24 protein-coding genes are annotated in these 25,821 nt (G+C 72.3%); 11 read left to right on the top strand and 13 right to left on the bottom strand.

Annotation, left to right across the window (positions count from 1 at the left end; genetic code table 11):
* Positions 1–18 precede the first annotated feature (18 nt).
* Genes AB0Q96_RS35865 through AB0Q96_RS35840 form a run of 6 tightly spaced genes read left to right on the top strand, consistent with a single transcriptional unit; the run spans position 19 to position 7,177 of the window.
* A complete protein-coding gene (locus AB0Q96_RS35865; protein ID WP_365332955.1) occupies positions 19–1,680 on the top strand; it encodes an amidohydrolase in 1,662 nt (553 codons plus the stop codon).
* Entirely contained in the window at positions 1,677–2,714 is a 1,038-nt protein-coding gene (locus AB0Q96_RS35860; RefSeq protein ID WP_365332953.1) for an ABC transporter permease, read from the top strand. Before AB0Q96_RS35865 ends, AB0Q96_RS35860 begins: the two co-directional genes overlap by 4 nt.
* Entirely contained in the window at positions 2,711–3,631 is a 921-nt protein-coding gene (locus tag AB0Q96_RS35855) for an ABC transporter permease (protein WP_365332951.1), read from the top strand. Before AB0Q96_RS35860 ends, AB0Q96_RS35855 begins: the two co-directional genes overlap by 4 nt.
* The gene (locus tag AB0Q96_RS35850) at positions 3,628–4,674 is read left to right on the top strand and encodes an ABC transporter ATP-binding protein (RefSeq protein WP_365332949.1); all 1,047 of its coding nucleotides are present in this window, start codon (positions 3,628–3,630) and stop codon (positions 4,672–4,674) included. The genes AB0Q96_RS35855 and AB0Q96_RS35850 overlap by 4 nt, the downstream gene beginning before the upstream one ends.
* Positions 4,671–5,498, top strand: coding sequence for an ATP-binding cassette domain-containing protein (locus AB0Q96_RS35845; RefSeq protein ID WP_365332947.1), 828 nt, complete (start codon positions 4,671–4,673; stop codon positions 5,496–5,498). The genes AB0Q96_RS35850 and AB0Q96_RS35845 overlap by 4 nt, the downstream gene beginning before the upstream one ends.
* Positions 5,495–7,177: an ABC transporter substrate-binding protein gene (locus AB0Q96_RS35840; RefSeq protein WP_365332945.1), complete on the top strand. Its 1,683-nt coding sequence runs from the start codon at positions 5,495–5,497 to the stop codon at positions 7,175–7,177. The genes AB0Q96_RS35845 and AB0Q96_RS35840 overlap by 4 nt, the downstream gene beginning before the upstream one ends.
* A 120-nt stretch (positions 7,178–7,297) precedes the next feature.
* Here AB0Q96_RS35840 and AB0Q96_RS35835 read toward each other — a convergent pair whose 3' ends face one another.
* From AB0Q96_RS35835 to AB0Q96_RS35775, 13 genes are read right to left on the bottom strand one after another with little or no spacing between them, the layout of a single operon-like run.
* Positions 7,298–8,113, bottom strand: coding sequence for a hypothetical protein (locus AB0Q96_RS35835; protein ID WP_365332944.1), 816 nt, complete (start codon positions 8,111–8,113; stop codon positions 7,298–7,300).
* A 51-nt stretch (positions 8,114–8,164) separates the two neighbouring features.
* Positions 8,165–8,710: a hypothetical protein gene (locus AB0Q96_RS35830; RefSeq protein WP_365332942.1), complete on the bottom strand. Its 546-nt coding sequence runs from the start codon at positions 8,708–8,710 to the stop codon at positions 8,165–8,167.
* Between the two features lie 26 nt (positions 8,711–8,736).
* Positions 8,737–9,423, bottom strand: coding sequence for a hypothetical protein (locus AB0Q96_RS35825; protein ID WP_365332941.1), 687 nt, complete (start codon positions 9,421–9,423; stop codon positions 8,737–8,739).
* Positions 9,420–9,935 (bottom strand): hypothetical protein, encoded by a 516-nt coding sequence (locus AB0Q96_RS35820; RefSeq protein ID WP_365332939.1) that lies wholly within the window; start codon positions 9,933–9,935, stop codon positions 9,420–9,422. The genes AB0Q96_RS35825 and AB0Q96_RS35820 overlap by 4 nt, the downstream gene beginning before the upstream one ends.
* Positions 9,932–11,197: an MlaD family protein gene (locus tag AB0Q96_RS35815; protein WP_365332937.1), complete on the bottom strand. Its 1,266-nt coding sequence runs from the start codon at positions 11,195–11,197 to the stop codon at positions 9,932–9,934. Before AB0Q96_RS35815 ends, AB0Q96_RS35820 begins: the two co-directional genes overlap by 4 nt.
* Positions 11,194–12,468: an MlaD family protein gene (locus AB0Q96_RS35810; RefSeq protein WP_365332935.1), complete on the bottom strand. Its 1,275-nt coding sequence runs from the start codon at positions 12,466–12,468 to the stop codon at positions 11,194–11,196. The genes AB0Q96_RS35815 and AB0Q96_RS35810 overlap by 4 nt, the downstream gene beginning before the upstream one ends.
* The gene (locus AB0Q96_RS35805) at positions 12,465–13,490 is read right to left on the bottom strand and encodes an MCE family protein (protein ID WP_365332933.1); all 1,026 of its coding nucleotides are present in this window, start codon (positions 13,488–13,490) and stop codon (positions 12,465–12,467) included. The genes AB0Q96_RS35810 and AB0Q96_RS35805 overlap by 4 nt, the downstream gene beginning before the upstream one ends.
* Positions 13,490–14,536, bottom strand: coding sequence for an MCE family protein (locus tag AB0Q96_RS35800; protein ID WP_365332931.1), 1,047 nt, complete (start codon positions 14,534–14,536; stop codon positions 13,490–13,492). Before AB0Q96_RS35800 ends, AB0Q96_RS35805 begins: the two co-directional genes overlap by 1 nt.
* Positions 14,533–15,588, bottom strand: coding sequence for an MCE family protein (locus AB0Q96_RS35795; RefSeq protein WP_365332929.1), 1,056 nt, complete (start codon positions 15,586–15,588; stop codon positions 14,533–14,535). The genes AB0Q96_RS35800 and AB0Q96_RS35795 overlap by 4 nt, the downstream gene beginning before the upstream one ends.
* A complete protein-coding gene (locus AB0Q96_RS35790) occupies positions 15,585–16,838 on the bottom strand; it encodes an MCE family protein (RefSeq protein WP_365332928.1) in 1,254 nt (417 codons plus the stop codon). Before AB0Q96_RS35790 ends, AB0Q96_RS35795 begins: the two co-directional genes overlap by 4 nt.
* A gap of 1 nt (position 16,839) precedes the next feature.
* Positions 16,840–17,646, bottom strand: coding sequence for an ABC transporter permease (locus tag AB0Q96_RS35785; RefSeq protein WP_046907540.1), 807 nt, complete (start codon positions 17,644–17,646; stop codon positions 16,840–16,842).
* A 5-nt stretch (positions 17,647–17,651) separates the two neighbouring features.
* Positions 17,652–18,416, bottom strand: coding sequence for an ABC transporter permease (locus AB0Q96_RS35780; protein ID WP_046907541.1), 765 nt, complete (start codon positions 18,414–18,416; stop codon positions 17,652–17,654).
* A complete protein-coding gene (locus AB0Q96_RS35775; protein ID WP_365332926.1) occupies positions 18,413–19,426 on the bottom strand; it encodes an ATP-binding cassette domain-containing protein in 1,014 nt (337 codons plus the stop codon). Before AB0Q96_RS35775 ends, AB0Q96_RS35780 begins: the two co-directional genes overlap by 4 nt.
* A gap of 727 nt (positions 19,427–20,153) precedes the next feature.
* Between AB0Q96_RS35775 and AB0Q96_RS35770 the strand changes: the two genes are divergently transcribed.
* The 5 genes from AB0Q96_RS35770 to AB0Q96_RS35750 all read left to right on the top strand — a co-directional run bounded on the left by AB0Q96_RS35770 (position 20,154) and on the right by AB0Q96_RS35750 (position 25,668).
* On the top strand, positions 20,154–20,783 hold the full coding sequence (locus tag AB0Q96_RS35770; RefSeq protein WP_365332924.1) for a hypothetical protein: 630 nt from the start codon (positions 20,154–20,156) through the stop codon (positions 20,781–20,783).
* A 135-nt stretch (positions 20,784–20,918) separates the two neighbouring features.
* A complete protein-coding gene (locus AB0Q96_RS35765) occupies positions 20,919–21,554 on the top strand; it encodes a hypothetical protein (RefSeq protein WP_365332922.1) in 636 nt (211 codons plus the stop codon).
* A gap of 62 nt (positions 21,555–21,616) precedes the next feature.
* Complete coding sequence (locus tag AB0Q96_RS35760; RefSeq protein WP_365332920.1) at positions 21,617–23,227, top strand: DUF6801 domain-containing protein; 1,611 nt, start codon at positions 21,617–21,619, stop codon at positions 23,225–23,227.
* 72 nt (positions 23,228–23,299) lie between these two features.
* Positions 23,300–24,244, top strand: coding sequence for a hypothetical protein (locus tag AB0Q96_RS35755; protein ID WP_365332918.1), 945 nt, complete (start codon positions 23,300–23,302; stop codon positions 24,242–24,244).
* A 212-nt stretch (positions 24,245–24,456) separates the two neighbouring features.
* Positions 24,457–25,668, top strand: a complete 1,212-nt coding sequence (locus tag AB0Q96_RS35750; protein ID WP_365332916.1) for a helix-turn-helix domain-containing protein — start codon at positions 24,457–24,459, stop codon at positions 25,666–25,668.
* Positions 25,669–25,821: the final 153 nt, after the last annotated feature.

Here is a 25,821-nt window from a genome sequence, read left to right as displayed (position 1 = left end):
CCTGCTCCGAGGAACCCCATGGACGACAGCCTCACCCCGCTCGACACGCCCCCGCCCGCCCAGCTCTACCGCAACGCCCGCGTCTTCACCTCCGACCGCCGCGCCCGCGCCGAGGCCCTCGTCGTGGTGGGCGAGCGGATCGCCTACGTCGGCGACGAGGCCACCGCCGCCCGCGTGGCCGGGCCGGACGCCCGGGTCCACGACCTCGGCGGCGCGACCGTCCTGCCCGGCTTCGTCGACGGCCACGCCCACGTGGTCGGCACCGGTGAGGCCGCGGCCCAGGTGAACCTCTGGGGCGCCGACTCGGTGGCCGAGATCCAGCGCCGGATCGACCGCTGGGCGCACGCGCATCCGGACGCGCCCCGCGTGCTGGCCACCGGCTGGAAGCACGGCGACATCCCCGGCGGCGCCCCCGACCGCGGGATGCTCGACGCGGTCGTCGCCGACCGGCCCGTCTACGCGCAGGCGTACGACTTCCACTCGATCTGGCTGAATTCGGCGGCCCTCGAAGAGACCGGCATCGACGATGCCACCGTCTCCCCGCCCGGCGGTACGGTCCACCGCGACGCGCGGGGCGCCGCCACCGGCCTGGTCGACGAGACCGCGATGCACCGTCTCGTCTGGCCGGTGCTCGACGGCTTCACCACCGAGGCCGACCGGGACGAGGCCCTGACCGTCGCCCTCGCCGCGTACGCCGAGTCCGGGATCGTCGGCTCGACCGAGATGGCGCTCAACGAGGACGACTACGCGGCGATGCGCCGCGCCGACGCGGACTGCGCCCTGACCACCCGTATCAGCGCGTTCTGGCGCGTCCAGCCCACCGGCGACGAGGCCGACAACCTCGCCCAGGTCGCGCGGGTCGCCGAGCTCGCCGCCAGCGACGCCACGCCGTTCCTGCGGGTCACCGGCATCAAGGTCATGGTCGACGGCACCGTCGACGGCTGTACAGCCTCCCTCGGCAAGCCGTACGTGGACGGCACGAACGCCGACCCGATCTGGAGCCTCGCCGAACTCGCCCCCGTCGTGGCCGCCGCCGACGCCGCAGGTCTCCAGGTCGCCATGCACGCGATCGGCGACGAGGCCACGCGGGTGGCGATCGGCGCCGTCGAGCACGCCGTCGCGCTCAACGGTCCCCGGGAGCGCCGCCACCGCATCGAGCATCTGGAGGTCGTCGACCCCGAGGACATCCAGCGGCTGGCCGCCCTCGGCATCACGGCGAGCATGCAGCCCGTACACGCGGATCCGGCCATACAGGAGAACTGGCGCCGCGTCCTCGGTGACGAGCGCGCGGACCGCGGCTTCCCGTGGCCGGAGATGACCGAGGCGGGCGCCACGCTCGTGCTCGGCACCGACTCCCCCACCTCGCCGCACGCCCCGCTGCCCAACATGTTCATCGCGGCGACCCGGCGCTCGGCGCTGGACCCCTCGCTGCCCGCCAACATCGCCCGTTACGCGCTGCCGCTGGCCGACGCGATCGTGCACGCCACCCGCGACGCCGCCTGGGCGAGCCGCTCCGAGCACCTGCACGGGCGCCTCACGGAAGGGCTCTACGCCGACTTCGTCGTGCTCGACCGGGACATCTTCTCCCGCCCGCTCGACGAGCTGCTCGACACCCGCGTGCTGCGCACGGTCGTGGGCGGGCGCGCCGTCCACCACGCGCGGCCGGAGGAGGAGAGATGAACGACGCCGCTACGAAGGGGGCGACGGCGGCGGGAGCGGCGACGCCGCCACCCGCGCCGCCGACCCGCAAGCGCCCCGTCGCGGCGGTCACGCGCTTCGTGGCCGTACGCCTCGCGGGTCTGGCGGTCACCCTGCTGATCGCGAGCCTGGTCGTCTTCGGGGCGCTGTTCGCCGCGCCCGGCAGCCCGCTCACGTACCTCACGCACGGGCGCACGATGAGCCCCGAGGCGATCGCGTCGATCAAGGCCGAATACCATCTCGACGACTCCATCTGGGAGCAGTACCTGCGGTGGCTCGGCGGGGTGCTGCACGGTGACTTCGGCACCTCGATCGTCTACAACCAGCCGGTGTCCACGCTGGTCGGCGGCCGTGCCGCGGTGACCACGCTGCTCGTCGTGATGGCCGCGGCGATCGTCCTGCTGTGCGGTCTGGCCATCGGCACGCTCGCCGGGCTCAGGCCCGGCTGGGTGTCCCGGTCGGCGATGGCGGGCGCCACGGGCCTCATGGCGGTGCCGACCTTCGTCGGCGCGGTGGTCCTGATCATCGTGTTCGCCGTGAACCTCGGCTGGTTCCCGGTGTTCGGCGCGGGCAGCGGCGTGTTCGACCAGCTCTACCACCTGGCCCTCCCGTCGCTGGCGCTCGCCCTGGCGTCCGTCGCGTTCGTCGCGCGGCTCGCCCAGACCGCCGTACGGGCGGAGCTGGCCGCCGACCACGTACAGACGGCGATCAGCCGGGGGCTCCCCCGCCGGGCCGTCGTGCGCCGGCACGTCATGCGCAACGCGGCGATGCCCGTGCTGACCGTCGCCGGTCTCACGATCGCGGGCCTGATCGCCGGAAGCGTCGTGGTGGAGCAGGTCTTCCAGCTCGGCGGGCTCGGCCAGTCCCTCGTCAACTCGGTGCAGCAGAAGGACTTCCCGGTCGTCCAGGCGATCTGCCTGGTGTACGTCGCCGCCTTCATCGTGCTGAACACCCTCATCGACATCGCCTACACACTGCTCGACCCGCGGGTGTCGATCGGGAAGAAGGACTCATGAGCGCGACAGCGGCGGTACACCCCGACGGGCCGCGTTCCGGGCCCGGCACCGGACCCCGCGCCGTGAAGCGCGCGTGGCGCCCCCGGCGCGCCCGACGCCCCGGCGCGACCGGAGGGATCGGTACGTCCGGCTGGACGGCCCTGGTCCTCCTCGGCTGCGTGGTGCTCTGCGCGCTCCTCGCCCCGGTCCTGGCGCCCCAGCCGCCGAACGCGATCGACTTCTCCGGCGCGTACCAGGGCCCGGGCGGCGCGCACCTGCTGGGCACCGACGCCACCGGCCGGGATCTTCTCTCGCGGCTGATCACCGGCTCCCGGACGGCGCTGACCGGCCCGTTCCTCGTCGTGGCGGTCTCGACGCTGCTGGGGACGGCGCTCGCGCTGGCGGCCGTGTGGTTCGGCGGCTGGTTCGACCAGCTGGTGGTCCGGGTCGTCGACGCCGTGTTCGCGTTCCCGGGGCTGCTGCTCGCGATCCTGGCGACCGCGCTGTTCGGCTCCGGACTTCCGGCGGCGATCGTGGCGCTGTCGGTCGCGTACGTCCCGTACATCGCCCGGATCGTGCGAAGTGCGGCGCTGCGCGAGCGCAACCTGCCGTACGTGGCGGCGCTCCAGGTACAGGGGGTGCACGGGCTGCGGATCGCGCTGGGGCACATCCTGCCCAACGTGAGCGGGCTGATCGTCGCCAACGCGACGCTCGCCTTCGGCTTCGCGCTGATGGACCTCGCCGGGCTCTCGTTCATCGGCCTCGGGGTGCAGCCGCCGACGTCGGACTGGGGCGCCATGGTCGGCACCGGCATGGCCGGCGTGCTCCAGGGCCACCCGCAGGAGGCGCTGCTCGCATGCGCGCTCATCGTCATCACGGTCGGCGCCGTCAACACGCTCGGCGACCGGCTCACGGAGCGCTGGGAGGCACGCTCGTGAACGCACTGCTCGAAGTCGAGGACCTGACGGTCCGGCTGCCCGTCGCGGGCGAGCTCCGTACGGTGCTGCGCGACGTCTCGTTCTCGCTGGCCGAGGGCAGGACGCTCGGTCTGGTCGGCGAGTCCGGCTCCGGCAAGTCGATGACGGTACGGACCGTCGCGCGGCTGCTCCCGGACGGCGCCGAGGTGGCCGGCCGGGTGCGCTTCGACGGCGCCGACGTCTTCGACCTGCGCGCCGAGGCCCTGCGCGCGTACCGGGCGAAGGACGTGGCGATGGTCTTCCAGGACGCGCGGGCCCACACCAATCCCGTCCGCACCATCGGTGACTTCCTCACCGAGGCGATGCGCCTCAACGACCGGATGCCGAAGGCCGTAGCGCGCGGGCGCGCGCGGGAGCTGCTGGCCGAGGTCGGGATCTCCGATCCGGAACGCCGGCTGCGGCAGTATCCGCACGAGCTGTCCGGCGGGCTGCTCCAGCGGGTGATGATCGCCGCCGCGGTCGCCGCCCGGCCGCGCCTGGTGCTGGCGGACGAGCCGACGACCGCGCTCGACGTCACCACGCAAGCGGAGGTGATGGGGCTGCTGCGCCGGATGCAGCGCGAGTACGGCATGGCGATGCTCTTCATCACGCACGACCTGGAACTCGCGGGCGCCGTCTGCGACGAGACGATCGTCCTGTACGCGGGCCGGGTGATGGAGCGGCAGCCCTCGACGCGGCTGCACGAGGACCCGCTCCACCCGTACACCGCCGCGCTGGTACGGGCGCGCCCCGAGATCGGCCGGCGCGTGGAGCGGCTGCCCGCGATCGCCGGGCACCCGACCACCGCGTACGAGGCGCCGGACGGGTGCGCGTTCACCCCGCGCTGCGGCTTCGCGGAGGACCGGTGCGCGGAGGGGGCGCCGCCCCTGCTGCGGGTCGGTGAGGGGCTTACCGGCTGCGTCCGGATGCCCGGCCTGCGGGGCCGCCTGCTGTCGTCGGCGCCAACCGCCACCACCGCCGCCTCCGCCACCGCCGCCGCTTCGGACGAGGAGGTCCAGCGATGACCGAACCCCTGCTCGTGGTCGAGCACCTGACCAAGACCTTCGGTCACGGGCCCGCTCGCGCCACCGCCGTGGCCGATGTGAGCTTCACTCTGGCCGCGGGCGGTTCCCTGGGCATCGTCGGCGAGTCGGGCTCCGGCAAGACGACGACGGCCCGCATGATCATCGGCCTGGAGCGGCCGTCCGGCGGGCGGATCACGGTGCGGGGCGAGGACCGCACCCGGCCCGCGCGCTCGGCCCGCGCCCGCCGCTCGCGCGGCAGGGACGTCCAGATCGTCTTCCAGGATCCGTACACCTCGCTCGACCGGCGCCAGCGCGTCGGCGACTGCCTCGCGGAGGTCGTCGGCGTCCACTCCCGCCTCGGGCGTACGGGGACGAGGGCGCGGGTCGCCGAACTGGCCGGGCTCGTCGGGCTGGACGACCGCCAGCTCGCGGCGCTGCCGCGGTCCCTGTCGGGCGGGCAGCGGCAGCGCGTCGCCATCGCCCGAGCGCTCGCCGCGGATCCGGAGGTGCTGATCCTCGACGAGGCGGTGTCCGCCCTGGACGTCTCGATCCAGGCGCAGATCCTCAACCTGCTCGCGGACATCCGGCGGGAGCGGGGCGTGAGCTACCTGTTCATCAGCCATGACCTCGCCGTCATCCGGCAGGTCACGGACGACACGATCGTCATGCGGCACGGCGTCGTCGTCGAGCAGGGGCCCACCGCCGAGGTCCTGGACAACCCCTCCCACCCCTACACCCGTCTGCTGCGCGACAGCGTCCCGCGCACCGGCTGGAACCCCGAGACCCTCACGGGCCCCACCACCTCGCCTGGAGTAGCGCCATGACCGCACGACACCGCCCGCGCGGACGGGGCTTCCTCGCGACACCCGGGGCCTCCGCCACAGGCACGGCCCTCGCTCTCACCCTCGCCCTGACCTTCGGCTTGACCGGCTGTACCGGTGGGGCGGCTGTCGGAGGCGCCGGTTCCGCCGCCTCCCTCACGACCTTCACGCCCCCGGGCACCGGCACGGTGGAGAAGATCACCTGGAACGTCTTCCAGGGCGAGCCGCAGACCGTGGACCCCTTCCACGCGGCCGACTACACGCCGAATATGATCAACTCGAACATGTGCGAGACCCTGTTCGTCCAGACGCCCGACTTCACCATCAAGCCCAACCTGGCGACCTCGTACACGAACCCCGATCCGAAGACCTGGGTGTACCGGATCCGCTCCGGCGTGACCTTCTGGGACGGCTCCCCGATGACCGCCGAGGACGTCGCGTGGAGCATGAACCACCACCTGACGGACGCCACCGGCTTCTACGGCTATCTCTACCGAAACGTCGACTCGGTCACGAGAACGGGTGAAGACGAGGTCACGGTCAAGCTCAAGCGCCCCGACTACCTCTTCAACGACGAGCTCGCGAGCTACGCGGGCGTCGTCGTCCAGAAGGAGTTCTACGAGCGGCACGGCAAGAAGGTCGGCACGCCGGACGTCGGCGTCATGTGCACCGGCCCGTACAAGTACGCCGGGTGGAAGCGGGGGCAGTCGATCAGCGCGAGCCGCTACGACGGCTACTGGAACAGCGAACTCCCGCTGAAGGTGAAGAACATCGACTTCACCTTCCTCACCGACGACTCCGCGATCACCTCGGGCCTGCTCTCCGGCCAGATCGACGGCACGTACCAGCCGCCGACCGCGGGACTCCCGCTGCTACGCGCATCCACGGCCGGCAGGCTCTATTCGGGCCCCGCACCGCTCGCCGTCACGCTCGTCGTCGCGAACCCGAAGGGCGCGATGGGGAACGCGGACGTGCGCCGGGCGCTCCAGATGGCCATCGACTGGAAGGGCATCGGGAGCCAGGTGTACGCCGGCGAGGGCACCCCCGCCGCCCTGCAGACCGTGCCCGCGGCGTACGGCTTCGCGAAGGCGGGCCTGACCGCGTACGCGGACACGGTCAGGACGGACGGCACCCCGAGGATCAAGGAGGCGAAGAAGCTCCTGGCCACGGTCCCGGCCGCCGTCAGGTCCCAGCGGATCAGCCTGGTCGTCCCCCAGCAGGCCGAGACCCAGCAACTCGGCATCGGCGTCAAGGACGCGGCGGACAAGATCGGCCTGAACTTCCAGCTGGACGTCGTCCCCGCGACCGGATACTCGAACTATCTGTACGACCCGGCGACGCGCGGCGGCACGGACCTGCTCTACACCCAGTTCTGGCCCAACATCCCGAACCCGCTCGACTGGCTCGGCATCACGGCGGTGACCGGGGGCAGCTTCAACCAGTCCGGCTACAGCGGCATCGACGCCCTCTACACGGAGGCGGTGGGCACGAAGGACGAGACGGCCCGCGCGAAGCTGGTCGTCCGGATGGAGCGGCAGCTGCGGGAGGAGACGAACCCGATGTTCCCGGGCATCCAACTGACGAACGACGTCTGGCTCGGAAACCGCGTCACGGGAGCCCCGGCGGCCTTCGCCTTCGTCTACTACCCGTGGGCGGCGCACCTCGGGGGGACGGGGCGGTAGTACCGGGGGCCCGGGACGGCAAGGCCGGTTCGCTGGAGTGGGACCGCTGGGAGACCGCCGGGCACCTCGCCCGGACGGCCACCCGCTCCGGCTCCGCCCAGGTGATGGCCCGATCACTGTCTAGCGGCCGAAGGTGTCGATGTTCTCGACCAGCCAGCGGCCGTCGCGCCGGACGACGTCGACCGCGAACATGGCGCCCGCGTAGGCGCCCTGGTCCTGGGGCTTCGCGCCCTTCTTGGCGCCGGCCGTGGCGACGCTGCTCTGGTCGGCGTAGACGAGGACCCGGGCGCGGTCGCCGTCGATGCGCTCGACCGCGCTGTCGGTGACCGTGGTGGTGATCACCATCTTCTGCCGGGCGGCCTGCTCGAGGACGCCGCGGAAGAGGGTGCGGTGCTGGGCCACGGCCTTGCCGGTGAGGAAGGTCTTCCCGGCCTTCTCGAAGGCGTCCGGGGCCGCGTGGTCGTAGGAGAAGAGTGCGGCGACGGCCTCGGCGGTCGCGCCCTTGATCTCGCTGGTGCGGGCGAGGTCGGTGAGGGCTGTGTTGGCGCGCTCCGGGTCGCCCCGGAGCGCGCCCGCCCTGCTGTGCGCCCATCCGGCGAAGCCGCCGAGGAGCAGGGTCAGGACGCAGAGGACCACCAGCGGCGCGGCGCGGCGAGGACGCGGCCCGCCCGACGCCTTCCGGGCCGGCGGCGTACCCTCCCCGCCGGTCTCCCCCGGGGGTTCTTCTCCGGGCTTCCGTCCGCGTTCGCGTACGGGCTTCCGTGCGGGTTCGCCCGCACGGTCCGCCGCGGCTTCCGCCGGGGTCTCCCGTACGGGCTCCGCGGGCGCGGGTTCCGTGAGGACGTCCCCGGCGGGGCGGGCCGGGGAAGGGGACGCGGGGTCGCCGAGGGCCTGGCGGCGGCGCTGGCGGTTGAGGTGGTGGCGGGTCGTCGACATGGTGCGTGTCAGTCCTTTCGGCGGGGGGCGGCTCTCTCGGGACGGGCCCGGTCAGCCGCCGGAGGCCGTACCGCCCACGGGGGCCTGGCCCAGGCCGCTGAGCATCCACTGGCCGTCGACGCGGGTCAGCTCGCCCAACATGCGGCTGTCCTTGTCGGTGCTCTTGTCGTCGGGCGTCGTGACGGTGACGCGCAGGGCGACGAGCATCCGGGCGCGGCCCGCCCGGTCGTCGAGTTCGGTGACGGCGCCGGAGAGCACCCGGGCGCTGGTCACCGTCCGCGCCGCCTTGACCTGTCCGGCGAACTCCTTGCGGCCCTGGACGAGTTCTTGGTGGAGCTCCCCGGTGGTGGAGGACTCCCAGAGGTCGAGGCCCTGGTCGACACGCCGGTGGTCGAGCGTGTTGAGGTTCTGCACCGCCTGCTGTCCCGCCGCGAGCGCCCGGTCGCGCTGCGCCGCGTAGGCGGCGGAGTCGTCGTGGGCGGCGGCGTACCAGCTCTGGCCCTGCCAGGCCGCGAAGCCGCCGGCGACGAGGGTGAGCACGAGGGCCGTGGCCAGCGCGGGCCGGCTGCCCGTCGTGGTGCGTACCAGGCGTTTCATGGGTTCTTCCTTCTTCCGCTCGCGGCTCAGCGGGCCTTGATGTCGGTGATCAGCCACCGGTCGTCCTGGAACTGCGCGGTGACGGTGAGCTGGGCGGCGGCGGAGGTGACCGCGCCCCCGTCCCGCCGGGAGGTCTGGTCGAGGAAGACGAGGAGGCGGGCGCGGTCCCCGTCGAGCTCGATCACGCCGGTGCGGACGGTCTGGGTGGTGAGGGTGATCTTCTGGGCGACCAGGTTCGCGCGGACCTGGGCGATCAGCTGCGCGTACTGGCGGGCCGCACGGCCGGTCAGGACGGTGCGGGCCGAGCGCTCGGCGGTCTCGGTACCGGCCGGGGTGTAGGAGAAGATCCGGGCGAGGCCCTCGGCGACCTCGCCGCCGACCCGGTCGGTGGCCCCGGCGTCGGTCAGGGCCCGGTTCTGCGCGGCCGGGGTGGACCGCAGCTGGTGCGCCCCGTAGAGGAAGGCGCCCCCGCCGAGGAGGAGGACGACGACGGCCGCGACGACGGCGGTCCCGCGCCAGGAGACGGGGCCGCGCCGCTCCGCCTCCTGGGCCCCGGCGCCGCCGTCCTCCCCGGCGGTGACGGCACCGGTGTCGGTGTCGGTAGGGCTGGTGGTGTCGGTGGTGCCGGTGGTGTCAGCGGTGTCGGTATCGGTGGTACTGGTGGTGTCGGCGGGGGTGTCGTCGGCCGTCGTTTCCTTCAGCAGTCGGGTCACCGGCCCTCTCCCTTCCCGGCGGGGGTGACGGGGACCGCGCTCAGTGCCGAGACCTTCCAGGTGTCCTCTCCCGTACGGGTCAGGACGGCCTCGAGCCGCTTGCGGTCGGTGGTCGCGGCGGCGGAGCCCCGGGGGGTGACGTCGACGCGGAGGGTCGCGATGAGCTTCGCCGTCCCCGCCCGGGCGTCGAGCGCGGTGAGGGCGGCGTCGGTGACCGTGGCGCGGGCGGAGGCCCCCACGGCGGGCCGGACGCGGCCCAGTTCGGTGTGGAGGGGGCCGGTGGAGGCGTCGCTCCAGGCCCGGATGTCGGCCTCCGCCTTCGCGCGGGTCGAGGCGTCGAGGGTGTGCAGGACGGTGAGGCGGGCGCGGCCCTCGGCGAGCGCGGTGTCCCGCTCCCGGCCGAAGGCCAGTTCCTCGTCGGCACGCGCCTGGGCGTAGGTCCAGGCGCCGGTGCCGCAGAAGCCGAGGGCGAGGACGAGGGCGCCGACCGCGGCGGCGCGGGCGCGCTTCACCGGCCGCTCCGGTCGTCCAGGCCGAGCAGGCCGGCCAGATCCGTCGGGGCGGCTCCCTGGCCGGGCAGGGCGAGCGCGCCGGGCAGGGCGGTCCGGGCGCCGGGCGCGGTGCCGGAGGGGAGCGAGCCGGGCCGGGCGGGCTCGGGGACGGCGCGCCCGCCGGGGGCGTGGGCCGAGCCGCGCACGTTGATCCCCGAGGAGGCGGGGGCGGTGCAGGAGGCGCCGGTGTTGAGGGCGGGCGCGGTGCCGAGGTCGAGGCCGTTGCGGTAGCGGGTGGCGCCGTAGCCGGAGGTGCAGGGCAGCGGCTTGAAGAAGGTGACGGCCATGCCGACATTGAGGCGGCCGTCGTGGACGGCGGAGGCTCCGGCGGCGACGGCCGGGGGGAGCTTGACGAGGAGTTCCTCGAAGCCGCGCTGCCGGGTGACGGCGATCTCGGAGGTGGTCAGGAGGTTGGCGAGGACGACGCCGAGGCTGGGGTCGACGTCGCGCAGCAGGCCGCTGACCTGGCCGGTGGCCTCGGGGGCGGTGGCGAGGACGCGGCGCAGGTCGGCGTCGGAGCCCTTGAGGGCGGCGGCGAGGTCACGGGCGCCGGTGGCGAAGCCCCGGATGGCGCGGCTCTCGTCGGCCTGGGTGCGCAGCACCACTTCGCCGTCGTCGATGAGGCGGGTGGTGGCGGGCAGCGAGCGGTCGGCGGCCTCGATGAAGCGGCTGCCGTTGTCGAGGAGGGCCTGGAGGTCGTCGCCGTGGCCGTCGAACGCCGTGCCGAGTTCGTCGACGACGGTGCGCAGGGAGTCCAGCGGTACGGAGCGGGTGAGGTCGTTCATGCTGGCGAGGACGTCGGTGACGGGGGCGGGCACCTGGGTGTCGATCTGGTCGATGGTGGCGCCCTCGGCGAGGTAGGGGCCGCCGTCGCTCTCCGGGCGGAGGTCGATGTACTGCTCGCCGACCGCGGAGAGCCCGGCGACGACGGCCTTCGCGTCGGCGGGGATGCGGGGCGCGGACCGCTTGATGCGGAGCTCGGCCACGACGCCGTCGGCGGTGAGGTCGATGGCTCCGACGCGGCCGACGGAGACGCCCCGGTAGGTGACGTCGGAGTGGGTGAAGAGGCCGCCGGTGCGGGCCAGGTGGACCCGGACGGTGTAGTGGTCGGCGACCCCGGCGAAGCGGCCGAGGTCGGCGTAGCGGATGCCGAGGTAGCCGAGGACGAGGACGGCGATGACGAGGAAGGCGATGTTCTTGAGCCAGACGGTACGCGTGATCATCGGCGGTTGCCTCCGTCCGCGGGGGTGGTGACCGGGGGCAGCGGCAGGCCGGTGGCGGCGCGTCCGCCCTGCCGGAGGGCGCCCTCCTCGGGGGCCGGCGGCTCCTCGGGGGGCGGGGTCTCCTCGGGGGGCGTGGGGGGCGAGGTCGGCGTCTCGTCCCGGGGGATCAGCGGCGGGATGACCTCGGTGCCGGGGGCGGCGGCGAGGTGCAGGTAGGTGTTGAGGTAGTCGCCCTTGATGCCCCGCATCACCTCGTCGGTGAAAGGGTACGTGAGGAGGACCTGGAGCGAGTCGGGCAGGTCGGCACCGGCGTCGGCGAGTGCCTTCAGGGTCGGCGCGAGGGCCTTGAGGTCGGCGACCATGTCCTTCTTGCTGGAGTTGACGGTGGAGACGGCGACCCCGGAGAGGGTGTCCAGGGAGCGCAGCATGGTGATGAGGGAGCCGCGCTGGTTCTCCAGCGTCTTCAGGCCGGGCGAGAGGCCGGTGAGGACGGTGTCGATGTCGTTCTTGCGGCCCGCGAGGGTGGTGGAGAGCCGGTTGAGGGCGTCGAGGGTGCCGGTGATGTCCGCGCGGTGCTCGTCGAGGTTCTTCACCAGGGTGTCGACCCGGTTGAGCATGGAGCGGACCTCTGGTTCGCGGCCGCCGAGCGCCTTGTTGAGTTCGCGGGTGATGGTCTTGAGCTGGTTGACGCCGCCGCCGTTGAGGAGCAGGGAGAGGGCGCCGAAGACCTCTTCGACCTCGGTGTTGCGGCTGGTGCGGGCGAGCGGGATGACGGCGCCGTCGGCGAGGCGGGGGCCGTCGTCCTTGCCGGCCGAGGTCTGCCGTACGGCGTCCGCGCCGGTGCCGGTGCCCGCGCCGGTGCGGAGGGGGGCGACGAGCTGGATGTACTTCTCCCCGAGGAGGCTGGACTGCTCCAGGCGGGCGTTGGCGTCGGCGGGCAGCCGGACGTCGCCGTTGATCCTGAGGGTGACGCGGGCGGTCCAGCCGTCGGAGCCCGGCTCGATGCGGGTGACGCGGCCGACGGCGACGTCGTTGACCTTCACCGCGGCCTGCGGCACGAGGCTGAGGACGTCGGTGAGTTCGGCGGTGACGGTGTAGGGGTGGGAGCCGAGGTCGGCGCCGCCGGGAAGGGGCAGGTCCTCGATGCCGTCGAAACGGAACGGGGTGCCGGGCAGGAGGCCGAGGACGGCGGCGAGGCCGAGGCCGAGGGCGACCGCTCCGGCGGCTCCGGCTCCGGCCGCCCTGCGGGAGGGCAGTGCGCGCTTCGTCATCGCCGCTCCCTCCCGCCGCTCGTCGCGCCGCCGCCGGTGACCGGCAGCGGGAGCAGGGGGCCGCCGAGGCCGATCTCGTTGAGGTTGGCGCGGCCGGTGAGGGTGCGGGTGTCCCGGTCGTAGGCCCTGACGAGGTTGCCGGCGGCGAGCGGGGCGGTGTCCAGGGCCTCGGCGAGGGAGGCGCGCTGGTCGACGAGGGTCTGGGTGAGGGGCACGAGCCGGTTCACGTTCTTCTTGAGCTCGCCCCGGTTCTCCTTGATGAAGGTCTTGACCCGGGCGAGGGCCTTGGCGAGTTCCTTGAGCGCGCCGGAGAGGTCGTCCTTGTTCTCCGCGAAGTAGCCGACGACCTCGTCGAGGCGTTCCTGGGCGGTGCGGACGTCGCCGTCCTTGTTCTTGAGCATGGTGGTGAAGGTCTGGAGCTGGCCGAGGGCGGCGAAGAGGTCGTCGCTGTTGCCGCCGAGGGTCTTGGCGGCCTTGCCGAACTGTTCGATGGAGGTGCCGATGGCGGCGCCGTTGCCCTTGAGGTTCTTCGCTCCGGTGTTCAGGAGATCCGAGAGGGCTCCCTCGGCGTTGGCTCCGTCGGGTCCGAGGGCGTCGCCGAGCTCGGTGATGGACCGGTAGAGCTGGTCGATCTCCACGGGCACCCGGTTGCGGGAGGCGGGGAGTTCGGCGCCGTCGGCGAGGGAGGGGCCACTGCTGTAGGCGGGGGTGAGCTGGACGTAGCGGTCGGCGACGATGCTGGGGGCGACGACGACGGCGCGGGCGTCGGTGGGGACGCGGATCCCCTCGTCGAGGCGGAGCCGGACGCGGACCCGGGTGCCCTCCGGGCGGACCGACTCGACCTCCCCGACGCGGACGCCGAGGATGCGCAGGTCGGAGCCGGCGTAGACGCCGACCGCCTGGTCGAACCAGGCGGTGACGCGGGTGCCCTCGGCTTCGAGGACGCCCCCGGCGGTGAGCGCCCCGGCCGCGAGCACCACGAAGGCGATGCCGGCCACGAGGGGTTTTCTGGCTCTGGTCATCACTCACCGCTCCCCTGGGCGGCCGCCTTCTGCTTCGGCGGCATGCACCCGGTCGTGGGCTGGGAGCCCTCGGGCAGGTAGGTGCGGGGCACCACGCCGCACAGGTAGCTGTCGAACCAGCGGCCGTTGCCGAGGGTGTTGCCGACGAGCCGGTAGTACGGGCCGACGAGCGCGAGCGTCTTGTCGAGCTGACCGCTGTTCTTCTCCAGCACCGCGGTGACCCGGCCGAGGGCCTTCAGGGTGGGGCCGAGCTGGCGCTCGTTGTCCCCGACGAGGCCGCTGAGCTCGGTGCCGAGGGCGCGGCTGCCCTTGAGGAGGGAGCGGATGGCCTCGCGGCGCTTGCGGAGTTCGCCCAGGAGGGAGCCGCCGTCCTCCAGGAGGATCTCGAAGCTGGACTTCTTGTCCGCGAGGGTCTTGGTGAACCGGTTGCTGTTCTCCAGGAGCCGGGCGAGTTCGGCGTCGCGCTTGGAGACGGTCCTCGACAGGGCGGAGAGGCCGTCGGCGGCGCTGCGCACGTGCGGCGGGGAGTCCTTGAAGGTGTCGGAGATCGTCTCGAAGCTCTCGGCGAGCTTCTTGGTGTCGATGGCGTCGCTGGTGCGGCTGAGGTCCTGGAAGGCCTCGGTGACGTCGTAGGGGGAGGTGGTGCGGGTCTGCGGGATGCGGGTGCCGGGGTTCTGGGGCGCGGAGCCGAGCGGGTCGAGGGCCAGGTACTTCTCGCCGAGGAGGGTCTTGACGGCGATGGCGGCGGTAGAGCGGTCGCCGACCCAGGCGTCGCCGACCTCGAAGGTGACCTTGACCTTGGGGCCGTCGAGGGCGACGCCGGTGACCTCGCCGACCTTGACGCCGGCGATGCGGACCTCGTCGCCGGTGTCGAGTCCGGCGGCCTCGGAGAAGTCGGCGCTGTAGGCGGTGCCGCCGCGGGCGAAGGGGAGCCGGTCGGCGTTGTAGGCGCCGGCGGCGAGGAGGGCGAGGACGACCAGGCCGACGACGGCGACGGCGATCGGGTTGCGCTCCTTCACGGGCTTGAGTCCGGTGCGGGGGCTCATCCGCGGCACCTCGATTCGGTCACGGCGATGCCGGTCGGCGGCTTGGAGCCGTCGGAGGTGCCCACGCCGGTGACGCGTGCCTCGCACAGGTAGAGGTTGAACCAGGACCCGTAGGAGGAGAGGCGGGCGAGGGCGGTCATCTTGCCAGGGGTGTGGGCGAGGAAGGCCTCGATGTCGGGGGTGTGCGCGCCGAGGGTGCCGGAGAGGCGGCCGAGCTCGCGGATGTCCTTCTTGAGCGGGGCGCGGCCTTCCTGGAAGAGCCCGGCGGTGGTGGTGGCGAGGTCGCCGACGGCCTGGACGGCCTGGCCGAGCGGCTTGCGGTCGGTGTTGAAGCCGGTGACGAGCTTCTGGAGGGTGACGACGAGGTCGTCGAAGGCGGCCTCGCGGTTGTTGATGGTGGTGAGGACGGTGTTGAGGTTGGTGACGACCTGGCCGATGACCTGGTCCTTGGCGGCGACGGTCCGGGTGAGGGAGCCGATGTGCCGCATCAGGCTGTCGACGGTGCCGCTCTCGCCCTGGAGCACCTGGACGAGGGAGTCGGCCAGGTCGTTGACGTCGGCGGGCGAGAGTCCCTCGAAGAGCGGCTTGAAGCCGTTGAAGAGGAGGGTCAGGTCGAGGGCGGGGGTGGTGCGGTCGAGCGGGATGGTGTCGCCGTCCCGGAGGGTGCCGGCGATCTCGCCGCTGCCCCGGGCCAGGGAGACGTACCGCTGTCCGACCATGTTGAGGTACTTGACGGCGGCGGTGGCCGAGCGGGGCAGGGCGCGGTCCTCGCGGACGGTGAAGGTGACCTGGGCGGTGCGGCGCTGGACCACGCGCACGTCGGTGACCTCGCCGACCTTGACGCCGGCGATGCGGACGGAGTCGCCCTTGACGAGGCCGGTGACGTCGGTGAAGAGCGCCTTGTAGGAGAGGGTCCGGGAACCGACTCCGGTGTTGGCGATGCTGAGGCCGAGGACGGCGGTGGCGAGCGCCGTGACCAGGACGAAGACGAGGGACTTGACGAGCGTGCCGGTGAGGCCGCGGCGGCGGGTGTGATCGGTCGGGGACGTCATCGCAGGGTCACCTCCGCTCCGCGGAAGGCGGGGCCGGCCAGCAGGCTGCTCCAGTCGGGCAGGTCGCCGGGGGCCGTGCCCGCGGCGGGGGCGAGGAGTTCGGTGACGAGGTCGTTCTCCTGCGGGGAGTTGGCCGGTCCGAGGTCCTGCGCGGCGGCCTCGGAGGAGCGCGCGGCGGGGGCGACGGAGGTGCCGAGGTAGGGCACGGGGTAGCAGCGGGGGCCGCCCCCGGAACCGTAGGAGGGGGTGTCGCGGCCGGGGACGTACGCGCCGCGCGAGGGCACGGTGGTGACCTCGACGTGGAGTCCCGGCCGGTTGGTGCCCTTGCCGAGCGCCTTGTCCATGGCGGGGACGAACTGGGCCAGGGTGCGCAGGGTGCAGGGGAAGGACGAGGAGTACGCGGCGAGGAGTTCCAGGGTCGGCCGGCTGGTGGAGCTGAGCCGGATGATGTTGTCCTTGTTCTGCCGCAGGAAGGTGGTGAGGTCCTGCGAGGTCCGGGTGGTGGCGCCGATGCTCTCGGCGAGCCGGCTCTCCTGCTCGGCGAGGGTGCCGCTGGTGGTGGTGAAGTCGGTGAGCGCGGTGACGATGTCCGGGGCGGCGTCCGCGTAGAGGTGGCTGACCTTCACGAGTTCTTTCAGGTCGCGGTTGAGGGTGGGCAGTTGGGGGTTGAACTTCCGCAGGTGGGCGTCGAGCGTGGCGAGGGTCTCGCCGAGCTTCTCGCCGCGTCCTTCGAGGGCCTGGGAGACGGCCGAGAGGGTCGCGGAGAGCTTCTGCGGCTGGACGGCGGTGAGCATGGGCAGGACGTTGTCGAGGACCTGCTGGAGTTCGATGGCGTTGCTGGAACGGTCCTGCGGGATGACGGAGCCGGGGGCCAGCCTCCCGCCCGAGGAGGTCTCGGGCGGGACGAGCGCGACGAACCGTTCGCCGAAGAGGGTGGTCGGCAGCATCTGGGCGCGGACGTCGGCGGGGACGTGGTCCAGGGCGCCGGGCTTCATGGCGAGGGTGAGGCGGGCGCCTTCGCCGCTGGCGTCGATGGCGCGGACCTCGCCGATCACGACGCCCCGGAGCTTGACCTCGGCACCGAGGTGCATCTCGTTGCCGACGCTGCCGGCTTCGACGACGACCGGGTCGGAGTCGGTGAAGCGCTTCTGGTAGACGGCGACGGCAAGCCAGGCCAGCAGGGCGGGCACCAGCAGGAAGACGATTCCGGCGAGCCGGAGGCGGGTGGTCCCGCCGCGTGGGTCGCTCATCTCACCCCGCCACCTTCACGGTCGTGGTCGCGCCCCAGAGGGCCAGCGACAGGAAGAAGTCGGTGACGCTGATCAGCACGATGGCGTTGCGCACGGAGCGGCCGACGGCGATGCCGACGCCGGCGGGGCCGCCGGAGGCGCGGAAGCCGTAGTAGCAGTGGGCGACGATCACCATCACGCTGAAGATCAGCACTTTGAGCACCGAGAGGAGGACGTCCGTCGGGGACAGGAAGAGGTTGAAGTAGTGGTCATAGGTGCCCTGGGACTGCCCGTTGAAGAGGACGGTCACGTAGCGGGAGGCCAGGTAGGAGGAGAGCAGTCCGATCGCGTAGAGCGGGACGATGGCGACGACGCCGGCGATGATCCGGGTGGTGACCAGGTACGGCATGGAGCGGATGCCCATGCCTTCGAGGGCGTCGACCTCCTCGTTGATGCGCATGGCGCCGAGTTGGGCGGTGAAGCCCGCGCCGACGGTGGCGGAGAGGGCGAGTCCGGCGACGAGCGGCGCGATCTCCCGGGTGTTGAAGTAGGCGGAGACGAAGCCGGTGAAGGCGGCGGTGCCGATCTGGTCGAGGGCGGCGTAGCCCTGGAGGCCCACGACGGTGCCGGTGAACAGCGTCATGGCGATCATGACGCCGATGGTGCCCCCGATGACGCCGAGCCCTCCGGAGCCGAAGGCGACCTCGGCGAGGAGCCGCTGCACCTCCTTGAGGTAGCGGCGCAGGGTCCGGGGGACCCAGAGCAGGGCGCGCACGTAGAACAGGAACTGGTCACCGGACCGGTCGAGCCAGGCGAACGGGGAGGCCATCGGCCTCAGCCTCCCTTCGGCGGGACGATCTGGAGGTAGATGCCCGTCAGCACCATGTTGACGAAGAACAGCAGGAGGAAGGTGATGACGACGGACTGGTTGACGGCGTCGCCGACGCCCTTGGGGCCGCCGCGCGGGTTGAGGCCGCGGTAGGCGGCGACGATGCCCGCGATGAACCCGAAGATCAGCGCCTTGAGTTCGCTGATGTAGAGGTCGGGGAGCTGGGCGAGGGCGGAGAAGCTGGAGAGGTACGCGCCGGGGGTGCCGCCCTGGAGGACGATGTTGAAGAAGTAGCCGCCGAGGGTGCCGACGACGGAGACCATGCCGTTGAGGAGCACGGCGACGCCCATGGTGGCGAGGACCCTGGGGACGACCAGCCGTTGGACCGGCGAGACGCCCATGACCTCCATCGCGTCCAGCTCCTCGCGGATCTTGCGGGAGCCGAGGTCGGCGCAGATCGCGGAGCCGCCCGCGCCGGCGATCAGCAGGGCGACGATGAGCGGGCTGGCCTGCTGGATGACGGCGAGGACGCTGGCGCCGCCGGTGAAGGACTGGGCGCCGAGCTGCTGGGTGAGCGAGCCGACCTGGAGGGCGATGACGGCGCCGAAGGGGATGGAGACGAGGGCGGCCGGCAGGATGGTGACGCTGGCGACGAACCAGAACTGCTCGACGAACTCGCGGAACTGGAAGGGGCGCCGGAACACGGCCCGGCTCACCTCGGCGGCGAGGGCGAAGAGGCGTCCGGTCTGCCGCAGCGCCCCGCCGATCACGAGCCGCTCCCGGCGGCCGGCTCGGTCAGGGCGGGGACGGCGCCGCCGCGCGCGTACGTGTCCTGGATGGCGGCGCGGGCGGCGGGCGGCAGCTGGTCGAGCATGCCGAGGACCCGTTGCCGGCGGCGCTCCACCGCGGCGCGCGGCGGGAGACCGGGCGAGGGTTCCAGCTGCGGCACGATGACGCGGGGGCCGGCCGTCAGGTGCGGGGCGGCGGCGTCGGCCTCGGCGGCGAGAGTGGCGGCGTCCTTCTCCTCGGACATGCCGATGGGCCCTTCGCGGCGGCCCGCGAGGAACTGGGTGACGACCGGTTCCTCACTGGTCAGGAGGACTTCGCGGGGACCGAAGGTGACCAGGTTGCGCCGGAAGAACATCCCCATGTTGTCGGGGACGGTGGCCGCGATGTCCAGGTTGTGGGTGACGATCAGCATCGTCGCGTCGATCCGCGCGTTGAGGTCGATGAGGAGCTGCGAGAGGTAGGCGGTGCGGACCGGGTCGAGGCCGGAGTCGGGCTCGTCGCAGAGGACGATCTGCGGGTCGAGGACGAGGGCCCGGGCCAGACCGGCGCGCTTGCGCATTCCGCCGCTGATCTCGCCCGGGAGCTTGCCCTCGGCGCCGAGGAGGCCGACGAGGTCGATGCGCTCCATGACGATGCGCCGGATCTCGGACTCCCGCTTGCGGGTGTGCTCGCGCAGCGGGAAGGCGATGTTGTCGAACAGGGTCATGGAGCCGAAGAGCGCCCCGTCCTGGAACATGAGGCCGAAGAGCTTCCGGGTCTCGTAGATGTCCTTCTCGGGGCTGCTGACCATGTCGACGCCATTGATGAGGACACGGCCGTGCTGGGGCTTGAGCAGCCCGATGAGCGATTTCAGGAAGACCGTCTTCCCGGTGCCGGAAGGCCCGAGCATGACGCTGACCTCTCCGGTCGGCAGGGTCAGCGAGACATCCTGCCAGATGTTCTGCTTGCCGAAGGACATGGTCAGACCCTCAACGACTACTTCGATTCCCATTCCACCTCCAGCAAGCCCGCGTCGGGTGTGCACCGCGGGCGCACGTTAAGTCGGTGTCGATCACCCGGACAATAGGCATGGCGCAAAATCCTTGATCCGATTCCTTATTTGTCATCGGGGAGACAAAACTGCGGTCGGTTCTTGTCTCCGGGGAGACAGTCGGGCTTCCCGCCCCGGAGGGCGGGAGGAGTGGGCCTCCACCCGCGGACGTGCCCGCCCCGGCCGGGAGACCGGGGCGGGCACGTCCGCCGCAGGGTGGCTCGCGGAGCTGCGCCGACCTGCGACGGGGCGCCGCCCGGCGAACGCTACGACCCAGTAACCTCCCGGAGCAATACGCGAGTGGGGAGTTTTCTGCAATGGGGGGCGGAAGGACGGATTCCTGTCACCGGTGGCACAATCTCGCCTTTGGCGTTGTCATCCGGGAGAGCGTGGCGACTTCCCCGGCGACCGCCGGAGGGGCGGAACTGCGAATTCGCCTCACAACCGCTTCATGATCGATCATAATCGTCGACATTACGCACCCGGGAACCAAGACGATTGCGCTGGCCACTCACCCGCCTGACAGGCAATGGACCTCTTCAAAGAATCATGGTCGGCGCCATTGTTCAGCCAAGTTTCCCGCAAGTAACGTCTGGTTGCGCGGCCAGGGAAACGTCGAGCCGCCGGCCGCTCGTCCCCGTCGCGGCCAACCCTCTGCCGGTCCGTCTCCAAGGAGAGTCCCAGAGTCATGAAGAAGTCGATCAGAAACCTCGCCGTGGTCGCCGGTGGCGCCTCCGCCGCCTTCGCCCTCGCGGTCTCGCCGGCCTCGGCGGTGCCCTCGACGGTCTGGACCGTCAGCCCCAACCCGGCCAGCATCACCGCCGCCAACAGCGGCAACGTCGTCCTCACGGTCAACGGCATCGCCATGACGTGTACGAAGTCGAACGGCGCGGGCACGGGTGCGAGCACCACCGGCAACCCGGCCACCGTCGGCAGCATCACCTCCATGGCCTTCGGCGCCACCGGCGCGCCCTGCACCAGCGTCCTCGGCCCCGTCACCGCCGTCCCGGTCACCCCCTGGACGATCGTGGCGCAGGACTACACCGCCGCGACCGGGGTCACCAAGGGCTACGTCGGCAACGTCGACGCCAACGTCTCCGTCGGAGCCTGCAACTTCCGCGTGACGGGCAAGGCGACCAGCACCTACACCAACTCCACGGGCGCGCTCGCCGTGAACAGCCTCGCGGGCGACCTCACCGTCGTCTCCTCGTCCGGCTGCGGCTCGGCCGTCCCGGTCGGCGCCAAGCCCACCTTCAAGGGCACGTACCTCTTCAAGACGAGCGCCGGCATCCCGACCATCGTCGGCTCGAACCCGTAAGGACCCAGGACCCCGCGTCCGCCCGGCCGGTGACCCCGGCCGGGCGGGCGCGGGTCTGTCCGCGTTCTCGACGTTCTCGACGTTCCCGATGTTCCCGACGTTCCCGACCGCCCCGCCCCCTGGAGGCCCCGCGCCATGAAGAAGCCGACCGGAAGAAGGTCCGCGCTCGCCGCCCTCGCCGCCATGGCCGCGCTCGTCCTGACCGTCACTCCGGCCTCGGCGGTGCCGTCGACGGTCTGGACCGTCACCCCGTCGCCCGCCCTCGTCACCGGGACGAACAGCGCGAACGCCACCGTCAACGTCAACGGCGACGTCCTGAACTGCGCCAAGTCCGGCTTCACCGCCGCCCTCCACAGCGCCACGGGCAACCCCGCGCAGGTCGGCACCTTCGGCAGCTTCACCTTCGGCACCGCCTCGACGCCCTGCACCGGCGTGCTGGGCCCCGTCAGCGTCACGGCCACCACCCCGTGGACCTTCACGGCGCAGGACCACACCGCCGCGACCGGCGTCACCAAGGGCTACGTCGACGCGATGGACCTGACGGTCTCCGGCGGCTCCCTCTCCATCCGGGCCCGGGGCAAGGCGCCCGCCTCGTACACCAACGCGACGGGCCGGCTGGTCATCGACGGCACCGCGGGCCAGCTGCTGATCACCCAGACCAGCGACGGCACCGTCTTCCCGATCGGCACCAGCGTGATCGTCAAGGCCGCGTACCAGCTCAAGCTCGTAGGCGGCGGAGGCATCGCGACGATCGTCGGCACCGCCCCCTGACCCCCCGGCCCACCGGCCCGGCACCACCCCGCGTCAGCGAACGACCCCGAGCGGAGCACCAGATGAACGGCCCACGGCCCACCCCTCGCCCCACCCGGACCCGCACCCGCGTGCGCGGTGCGGCGATCGCCGCGTTCGTGGCGCTCGCCCCGCTGCTTCCGGCCTCGGCCGTCGCCGCCGGGACGCTGAAGGTCGACGCCGCGCTGCCCTACGTCTGCGCCCTGCCCTCGGGGCAGCGGGCCGTGACCGTGCGGATCACCGCCGCCTTCCCCGAGCGGGTCGCGGTCGGCGAGGAGATCCTGCCCGCCGACGTCACCACGACGGTGGAGTTCCCCGAGACCACCGTGGCCGAACTGACCGCGCTCAAGGCCGCCACCGTACGGGCGGAGACCCGGCTCACGGTCGGCGTGGCCCAAGGCGAGCAGCGGACCGAAGCGACGTGGAGCGGCACCGGGCAGCCCGCCGCCCTCCCGGCCGAGGGGCCGCTCGCGCTCACCACGACCGGGGACGTGCCGTCCCTGACGCCCGGCGCCGCGGGCGGACTCTCGCTCACGGCCGGCGCGTTCGGCGTGGACCTCGCCCTGAGCACGGCCGAGGGCACGGCCACCGAACCCGCCTCGCTCTCCGTGACCTGCGCCCCCGCCCCGGACCCGGACGGCCGTACGGTGCTGGCCGAGGTCCCGGTCGGCGCCGGCACCCCCACCGGGGAGCCGGGCACGACGCCGCCGTCCCCGGGCACCCCGTCGCCCTCGCGTCCCGCCCCGGGGCTCCCGGACCGGGACGCCGGGAAGGACGCGGGACGCCCGGTCGCGAAGGACCCGCGCGCGGGGCAGGGCCCGGCGGCGGCCGACGACGACACGCCGGGCACCCCGGCGCCCCGGCCGGCCGCGCCGTCCTGCCTCACCAAGGAGCCGACCCCCATGTCGCTGTCGGCCTACATCACCGGATATTCCAACGTCCGGAAGCTGGAGGGCGCCTCCCTCATCCCGCTGACCTGCGTCCTGATGGAACAGGCCGAACCGGAGATCATCGACAGGGGAACCGAGGACGAGCCGGAGACCCATCTGATCAACAAGGCGGTGGGGCACTTCTCCACCCAGGGGCGCAAGCAGACCCCGCCCTTCAAGGCGACCTTCCTGACCTTCGGGTTCGCCCCGACCACCGCCACCCTGGTGCTGGAGCAGACGGGCCCCCTGACGCTCTACTCGGACACCCTGCTCGCCCTGCCGTACAACATCAGCAAGACGTACGTCCGGGCCCCCCTGGTGCTGCGCGTCCTCGACGTCCGGGTCAACGGCACGCGGCTGAACGTCGGTTCCTCCTGCCGCACGGAGAAGCCGCTCTCCTCCCCTGAGCCCGACCCCGCGACGTACCCCGGGGACCACATGGTGCTGGTGGGCAAGGGCCAGTACGTCTGGGGCGAGCCCGCCACGGGCTACCTCCTCACCGGCGGCGGACCGCTCGTCGGCGAGGTCACCATCCCGGCCTTCAAGGGGTGCGGCACCGGCGGCGAGAACCTCGACCGGCTGCTCACCGCCTCCATCTCCGGATCCGGCAACTACGTCCGGCAGATCCAGGGCCAGACCTGCAACATCCTCAACCCGTTCCCGCCGATCGACCCCGAGTGCACCGAAGACGGCCAGCCGTACCAGGTCCCCAAGCCCGCGCGCTGACCCTCGCCCCGGTCCCCCTCGCTCCTCACCGACCTTCACCGACCTTCACCCGTATCCCAGGAAGGCTCCGCCATGCCCCTCGTCTCCACCCGCACGAAGCTGGCCGCCGTCTCCGCGCTCACGGCCCTCGGCTCCTTCGCCGCCGTGGGCACGGCGACCGCCGCCGGTCCGCAGCTGAACGGCAGCTGGGCGCCGCTCGACCGGTGCCCGGTGGACGCCCCGGCGATGCTCGCCGCGGACGGCATCGACGCCACCCCGCAGTGCGTCGTCTCGTACTCCCTCAGCGGCTCCCTCAAGCTGGGGAACACGACGGTGACCACCGGGAAGACCAACCTCCAGTTCGGCGCCGTCCAGAACATCGACGGCACCACCACGGTCCTGGGGACCTCGGGCAGCTCGCTGATCGCGGACTCGGCCACGGTGCCCGGCGGGCTACTGGGGCTGATGTGTCCGAGCGACATCCCCTTCATCACCGACATCTGCCGGCAGCTGTCGGACGCCAAGCTCAACAAGATCACGGCCACCATGGAGTCGGCCGGCGCCCCCACGAGCTTCGACCAGATCGCGGGCGTCGTGACCGACCAGCCGATCGTGACCGTCCCGGTCCGCATCCGCCTCCAGAACCCCTTCCTGGGCGACAACTGCTACATCGGGTCGAAGGCCAACCCGATCCTGCTGCGCCCGAAGAACGCCAACGCGCCCGAGTTCGGCTTCGAGCAGTTCAACGGCGACGGCACCCCCAACGCGGACGGCGAGATGAGCCGCCTCAACCTGCTCGGCTCCACCCAGTACGACGACAGCTTCGCCGTCCCCGGCGCGAGCGGCTGCGGCCTGGGCTGGTTCGGCGTGATCGACGCGGCCGTCAACCTCAAGACGGGGCTGCCCTCCGCCGCCGGCAAGAACAAGCTCGTCCTCAACAACACCCAGACCTACCTCGCCGGCCTCTACGCGCCCGGTCTCGCCGCCCCCGACGCGGGCAAGAACCTGTCCCGGAACTGGCACTCCGCCGTCAAGTAACGGCCACCCGGGGGTGATAACCGGCCTACTCCCGGGACCGGTGCCCCCTCCAATCAACAACTCTTGCTCAAGTTGTGTACAGCACCGAGTAGTTGATCTAACTTCAGCAGTCCCCGTTGGTACACACCTGACGGTTTCGGCGGCGCCCACCACGCCAGGTTGGGCGCCGTGCTCATTCCGCACCGGTCACCCAGAGAGCAAGGGATCGGTTCATGACCGCCATCGCACCACCCACGAACCTCGGCGAACCACTCGACCCCCTCCCCCGCGAGTTCGCCGAACTGATGCGCCCGGAGATCCCGAGCCTCATCAAGGAGATCGGGGTCGAGGTCCAGCGGACCTACCCCGTGTACGCCCACCTCTTCGCCGGACCCCACGTCGACGCGATCCGCCAGGGCATCGAACAGGCGCTGACCGCCTTTGTCGAACGAGTCGCCAACCCCACCGTGAAGTCGGCGCTCCGGGACGACCTGCTGCGCAAGTTCGGCCGAGTCGAGGCGTACGAGGGCCGAGACCTCGACTCCCTCCAGGGCGCGTACCGCCTCGGTGCCCGCATCGCGCTGCGCCGGGCCAAGTACATCGGCCGCACCTACAACCTCTCCCCCACCCTGATCCTGGCCTTCGCCGACGCGCTCTTCGCCTACGTCGACGATCTGGAGGCGCTCTCCCGCGAGGGCTATCTGGCGGTCCAGGCCCGAGGCGTCTCCGACACGGCGGCGCTGCGAAGACAGCTCCTCCACCTGCTGGTCACCGGGGCGCCGCTGCCCCAGGGCGCCATCGCCGCGCTGTGCCAGGAGGCCGGATGGGAGATGCCCACCGAGTGCACCCTGGTCGCCCTGCGCCCGCCGGCCGCCGAACTGCTGCCGCCCGCACTCGACCGGGACGTGCTGGCCGAGTCCACCCTGCCCCAGCCGCACCTGCTCGTCCCCGGGCCCCTCTCCGGCGAGCGGCTGGCGATGCTGGAGTCCGCGCTGGGCGGCGTGCACGCCGTCATCGGGCCGACCCTGCCCTCCGCGCAGGCCACCCACTCGCTGCGCTGGGCGCGCCGGCTGCTCCAGCTCATCGACGAGGGCGTGGTGCCGGACGCCCCCGTGGTCCACTGCGACGAGCACCTGACAACGTTATGGCTGCTCTCCGACACCGCGCTGGTGGACCACCTCGCCGCCCGTGAACTCGCCCCGCTGGACTCCCTCTCCGGCACCCGGCGCGACCGGCTGGTCGAGACCCTGCGGGTCCACATCTCCACCCGGGCCCCGGCCGAGCAGGTCGGCGAACTACTCGGCGTGCACGCCCAGACGGTCCGCTACCGACTGCGGAACCTGGACCACCACTTCGGCCGACGGCTCCACGACCCGGAGCACCGCTTCGCCCTCGAAGCCGCCCTGCGCTCGCTCCACCTGCGCACGGGGAAGCACCAGAACTGAGGCCACCGGCCTCCCCCTCCCCCCACACCGCACCTCCTCCCCCGCGCCTTCCCCCCACCGCGCGGTGTTTCCCCCGGCGGCCGGCGGACAGCGGGTGCCCGCGGAGACGGTGGGCATACGGAGCGCACCTGGCACCGCCGTCACCCCCGTCGC

The sequence above is a fragment of the Streptomyces sp. NPDC093111 genome, from assembly GCF_040683955.1.
GTDB lineage: Bacteria > Actinomycetota > Actinomycetes > Streptomycetales > Streptomycetaceae > Streptomyces.
Note: the sequence above shows the minus strand (reverse complement) of the source record. Positions and strands in the feature narration are given on the sequence as shown.

What these genes read in the sequence shown, in the direction of transcription:
- AB0Q96_RS35830 (WP_365332942.1), bottom strand. Translation starts at nt 8,710, where the DNA reads ATGAAACGCCTGGTACGCACCACGACGGGCAGCCGGCCCGCGCTGGCC.
- AB0Q96_RS35805 (WP_365332933.1), bottom strand. Translation starts at nt 13,490, where the DNA reads ATGACCAGAGCCAGAAAACCCCTCGTGGCCGGCATCGCCTTCGTGGTG.
- AB0Q96_RS35840 (WP_365332945.1), top strand. Translation starts at nt 5,495, where the DNA reads ATGACCGCACGACACCGCCCGCGCGGACGGGGCTTCCTCGCGACACCC.
- AB0Q96_RS35865 (WP_365332955.1), top strand. Translation starts at nt 19, where the DNA reads ATGGACGACAGCCTCACCCCGCTCGACACGCCCCCGCCCGCCCAGCTC.
- AB0Q96_RS35790 (WP_365332928.1), bottom strand. Translation starts at nt 16,838, where the DNA reads ATGAGCGACCCACGCGGCGGGACCACCCGCCTCCGGCTCGCCGGAATC.
- AB0Q96_RS35760 (WP_365332920.1), top strand. Translation starts at nt 21,617, where the DNA reads ATGAACGGCCCACGGCCCACCCCTCGCCCCACCCGGACCCGCACCCGC.
- AB0Q96_RS35810 (WP_365332935.1), bottom strand. Translation starts at nt 12,468, where the DNA reads ATGACGAAGCGCGCACTGCCCTCCCGCAGGGCGGCCGGAGCCGGAGCC.
- AB0Q96_RS35765 (WP_365332922.1), top strand. Translation starts at nt 20,919, where the DNA reads ATGAAGAAGCCGACCGGAAGAAGGTCCGCGCTCGCCGCCCTCGCCGCC.
- AB0Q96_RS35795 (WP_365332929.1), bottom strand. Translation starts at nt 15,588, where the DNA reads ATGACGTCCCCGACCGATCACACCCGCCGCCGCGGCCTCACCGGCACG.
- AB0Q96_RS35815 (WP_365332937.1), bottom strand. Translation starts at nt 11,197, where the DNA reads ATGATCACGCGTACCGTCTGGCTCAAGAACATCGCCTTCCTCGTCATC.
- AB0Q96_RS35775 (WP_365332926.1), bottom strand. Translation starts at nt 19,426, where the DNA reads ATGGGAATCGAAGTAGTCGTTGAGGGTCTGACCATGTCCTTCGGCAAG.
- AB0Q96_RS35835 (WP_365332944.1), bottom strand. Translation starts at nt 8,113, where the DNA reads ATGTCGACGACCCGCCACCACCTCAACCGCCAGCGCCGCCGCCAGGCC.
- AB0Q96_RS35855 (WP_365332951.1), top strand. Translation starts at nt 2,711, where the DNA reads ATGAGCGCGACAGCGGCGGTACACCCCGACGGGCCGCGTTCCGGGCCC.
- AB0Q96_RS35860 (WP_365332953.1), top strand. Translation starts at nt 1,677, where the DNA reads ATGAACGACGCCGCTACGAAGGGGGCGACGGCGGCGGGAGCGGCGACG.
- AB0Q96_RS35785 (WP_046907540.1), bottom strand. Translation starts at nt 17,646, where the DNA reads ATGGCCTCCCCGTTCGCCTGGCTCGACCGGTCCGGTGACCAGTTCCTG.
- AB0Q96_RS35755 (WP_365332918.1), top strand. Translation starts at nt 23,300, where the DNA reads ATGCCCCTCGTCTCCACCCGCACGAAGCTGGCCGCCGTCTCCGCGCTC.
- AB0Q96_RS35845 (WP_365332947.1), top strand. Translation starts at nt 4,671, where the DNA reads ATGACCGAACCCCTGCTCGTGGTCGAGCACCTGACCAAGACCTTCGGT.
- AB0Q96_RS35770 (WP_365332924.1), top strand. Translation starts at nt 20,154, where the DNA reads ATGAAGAAGTCGATCAGAAACCTCGCCGTGGTCGCCGGTGGCGCCTCC.
- AB0Q96_RS35750 (WP_365332916.1), top strand. Translation starts at nt 24,457, where the DNA reads ATGACCGCCATCGCACCACCCACGAACCTCGGCGAACCACTCGACCCC.
- AB0Q96_RS35800 (WP_365332931.1), bottom strand. Translation starts at nt 14,536, where the DNA reads ATGAGCCCCCGCACCGGACTCAAGCCCGTGAAGGAGCGCAACCCGATC.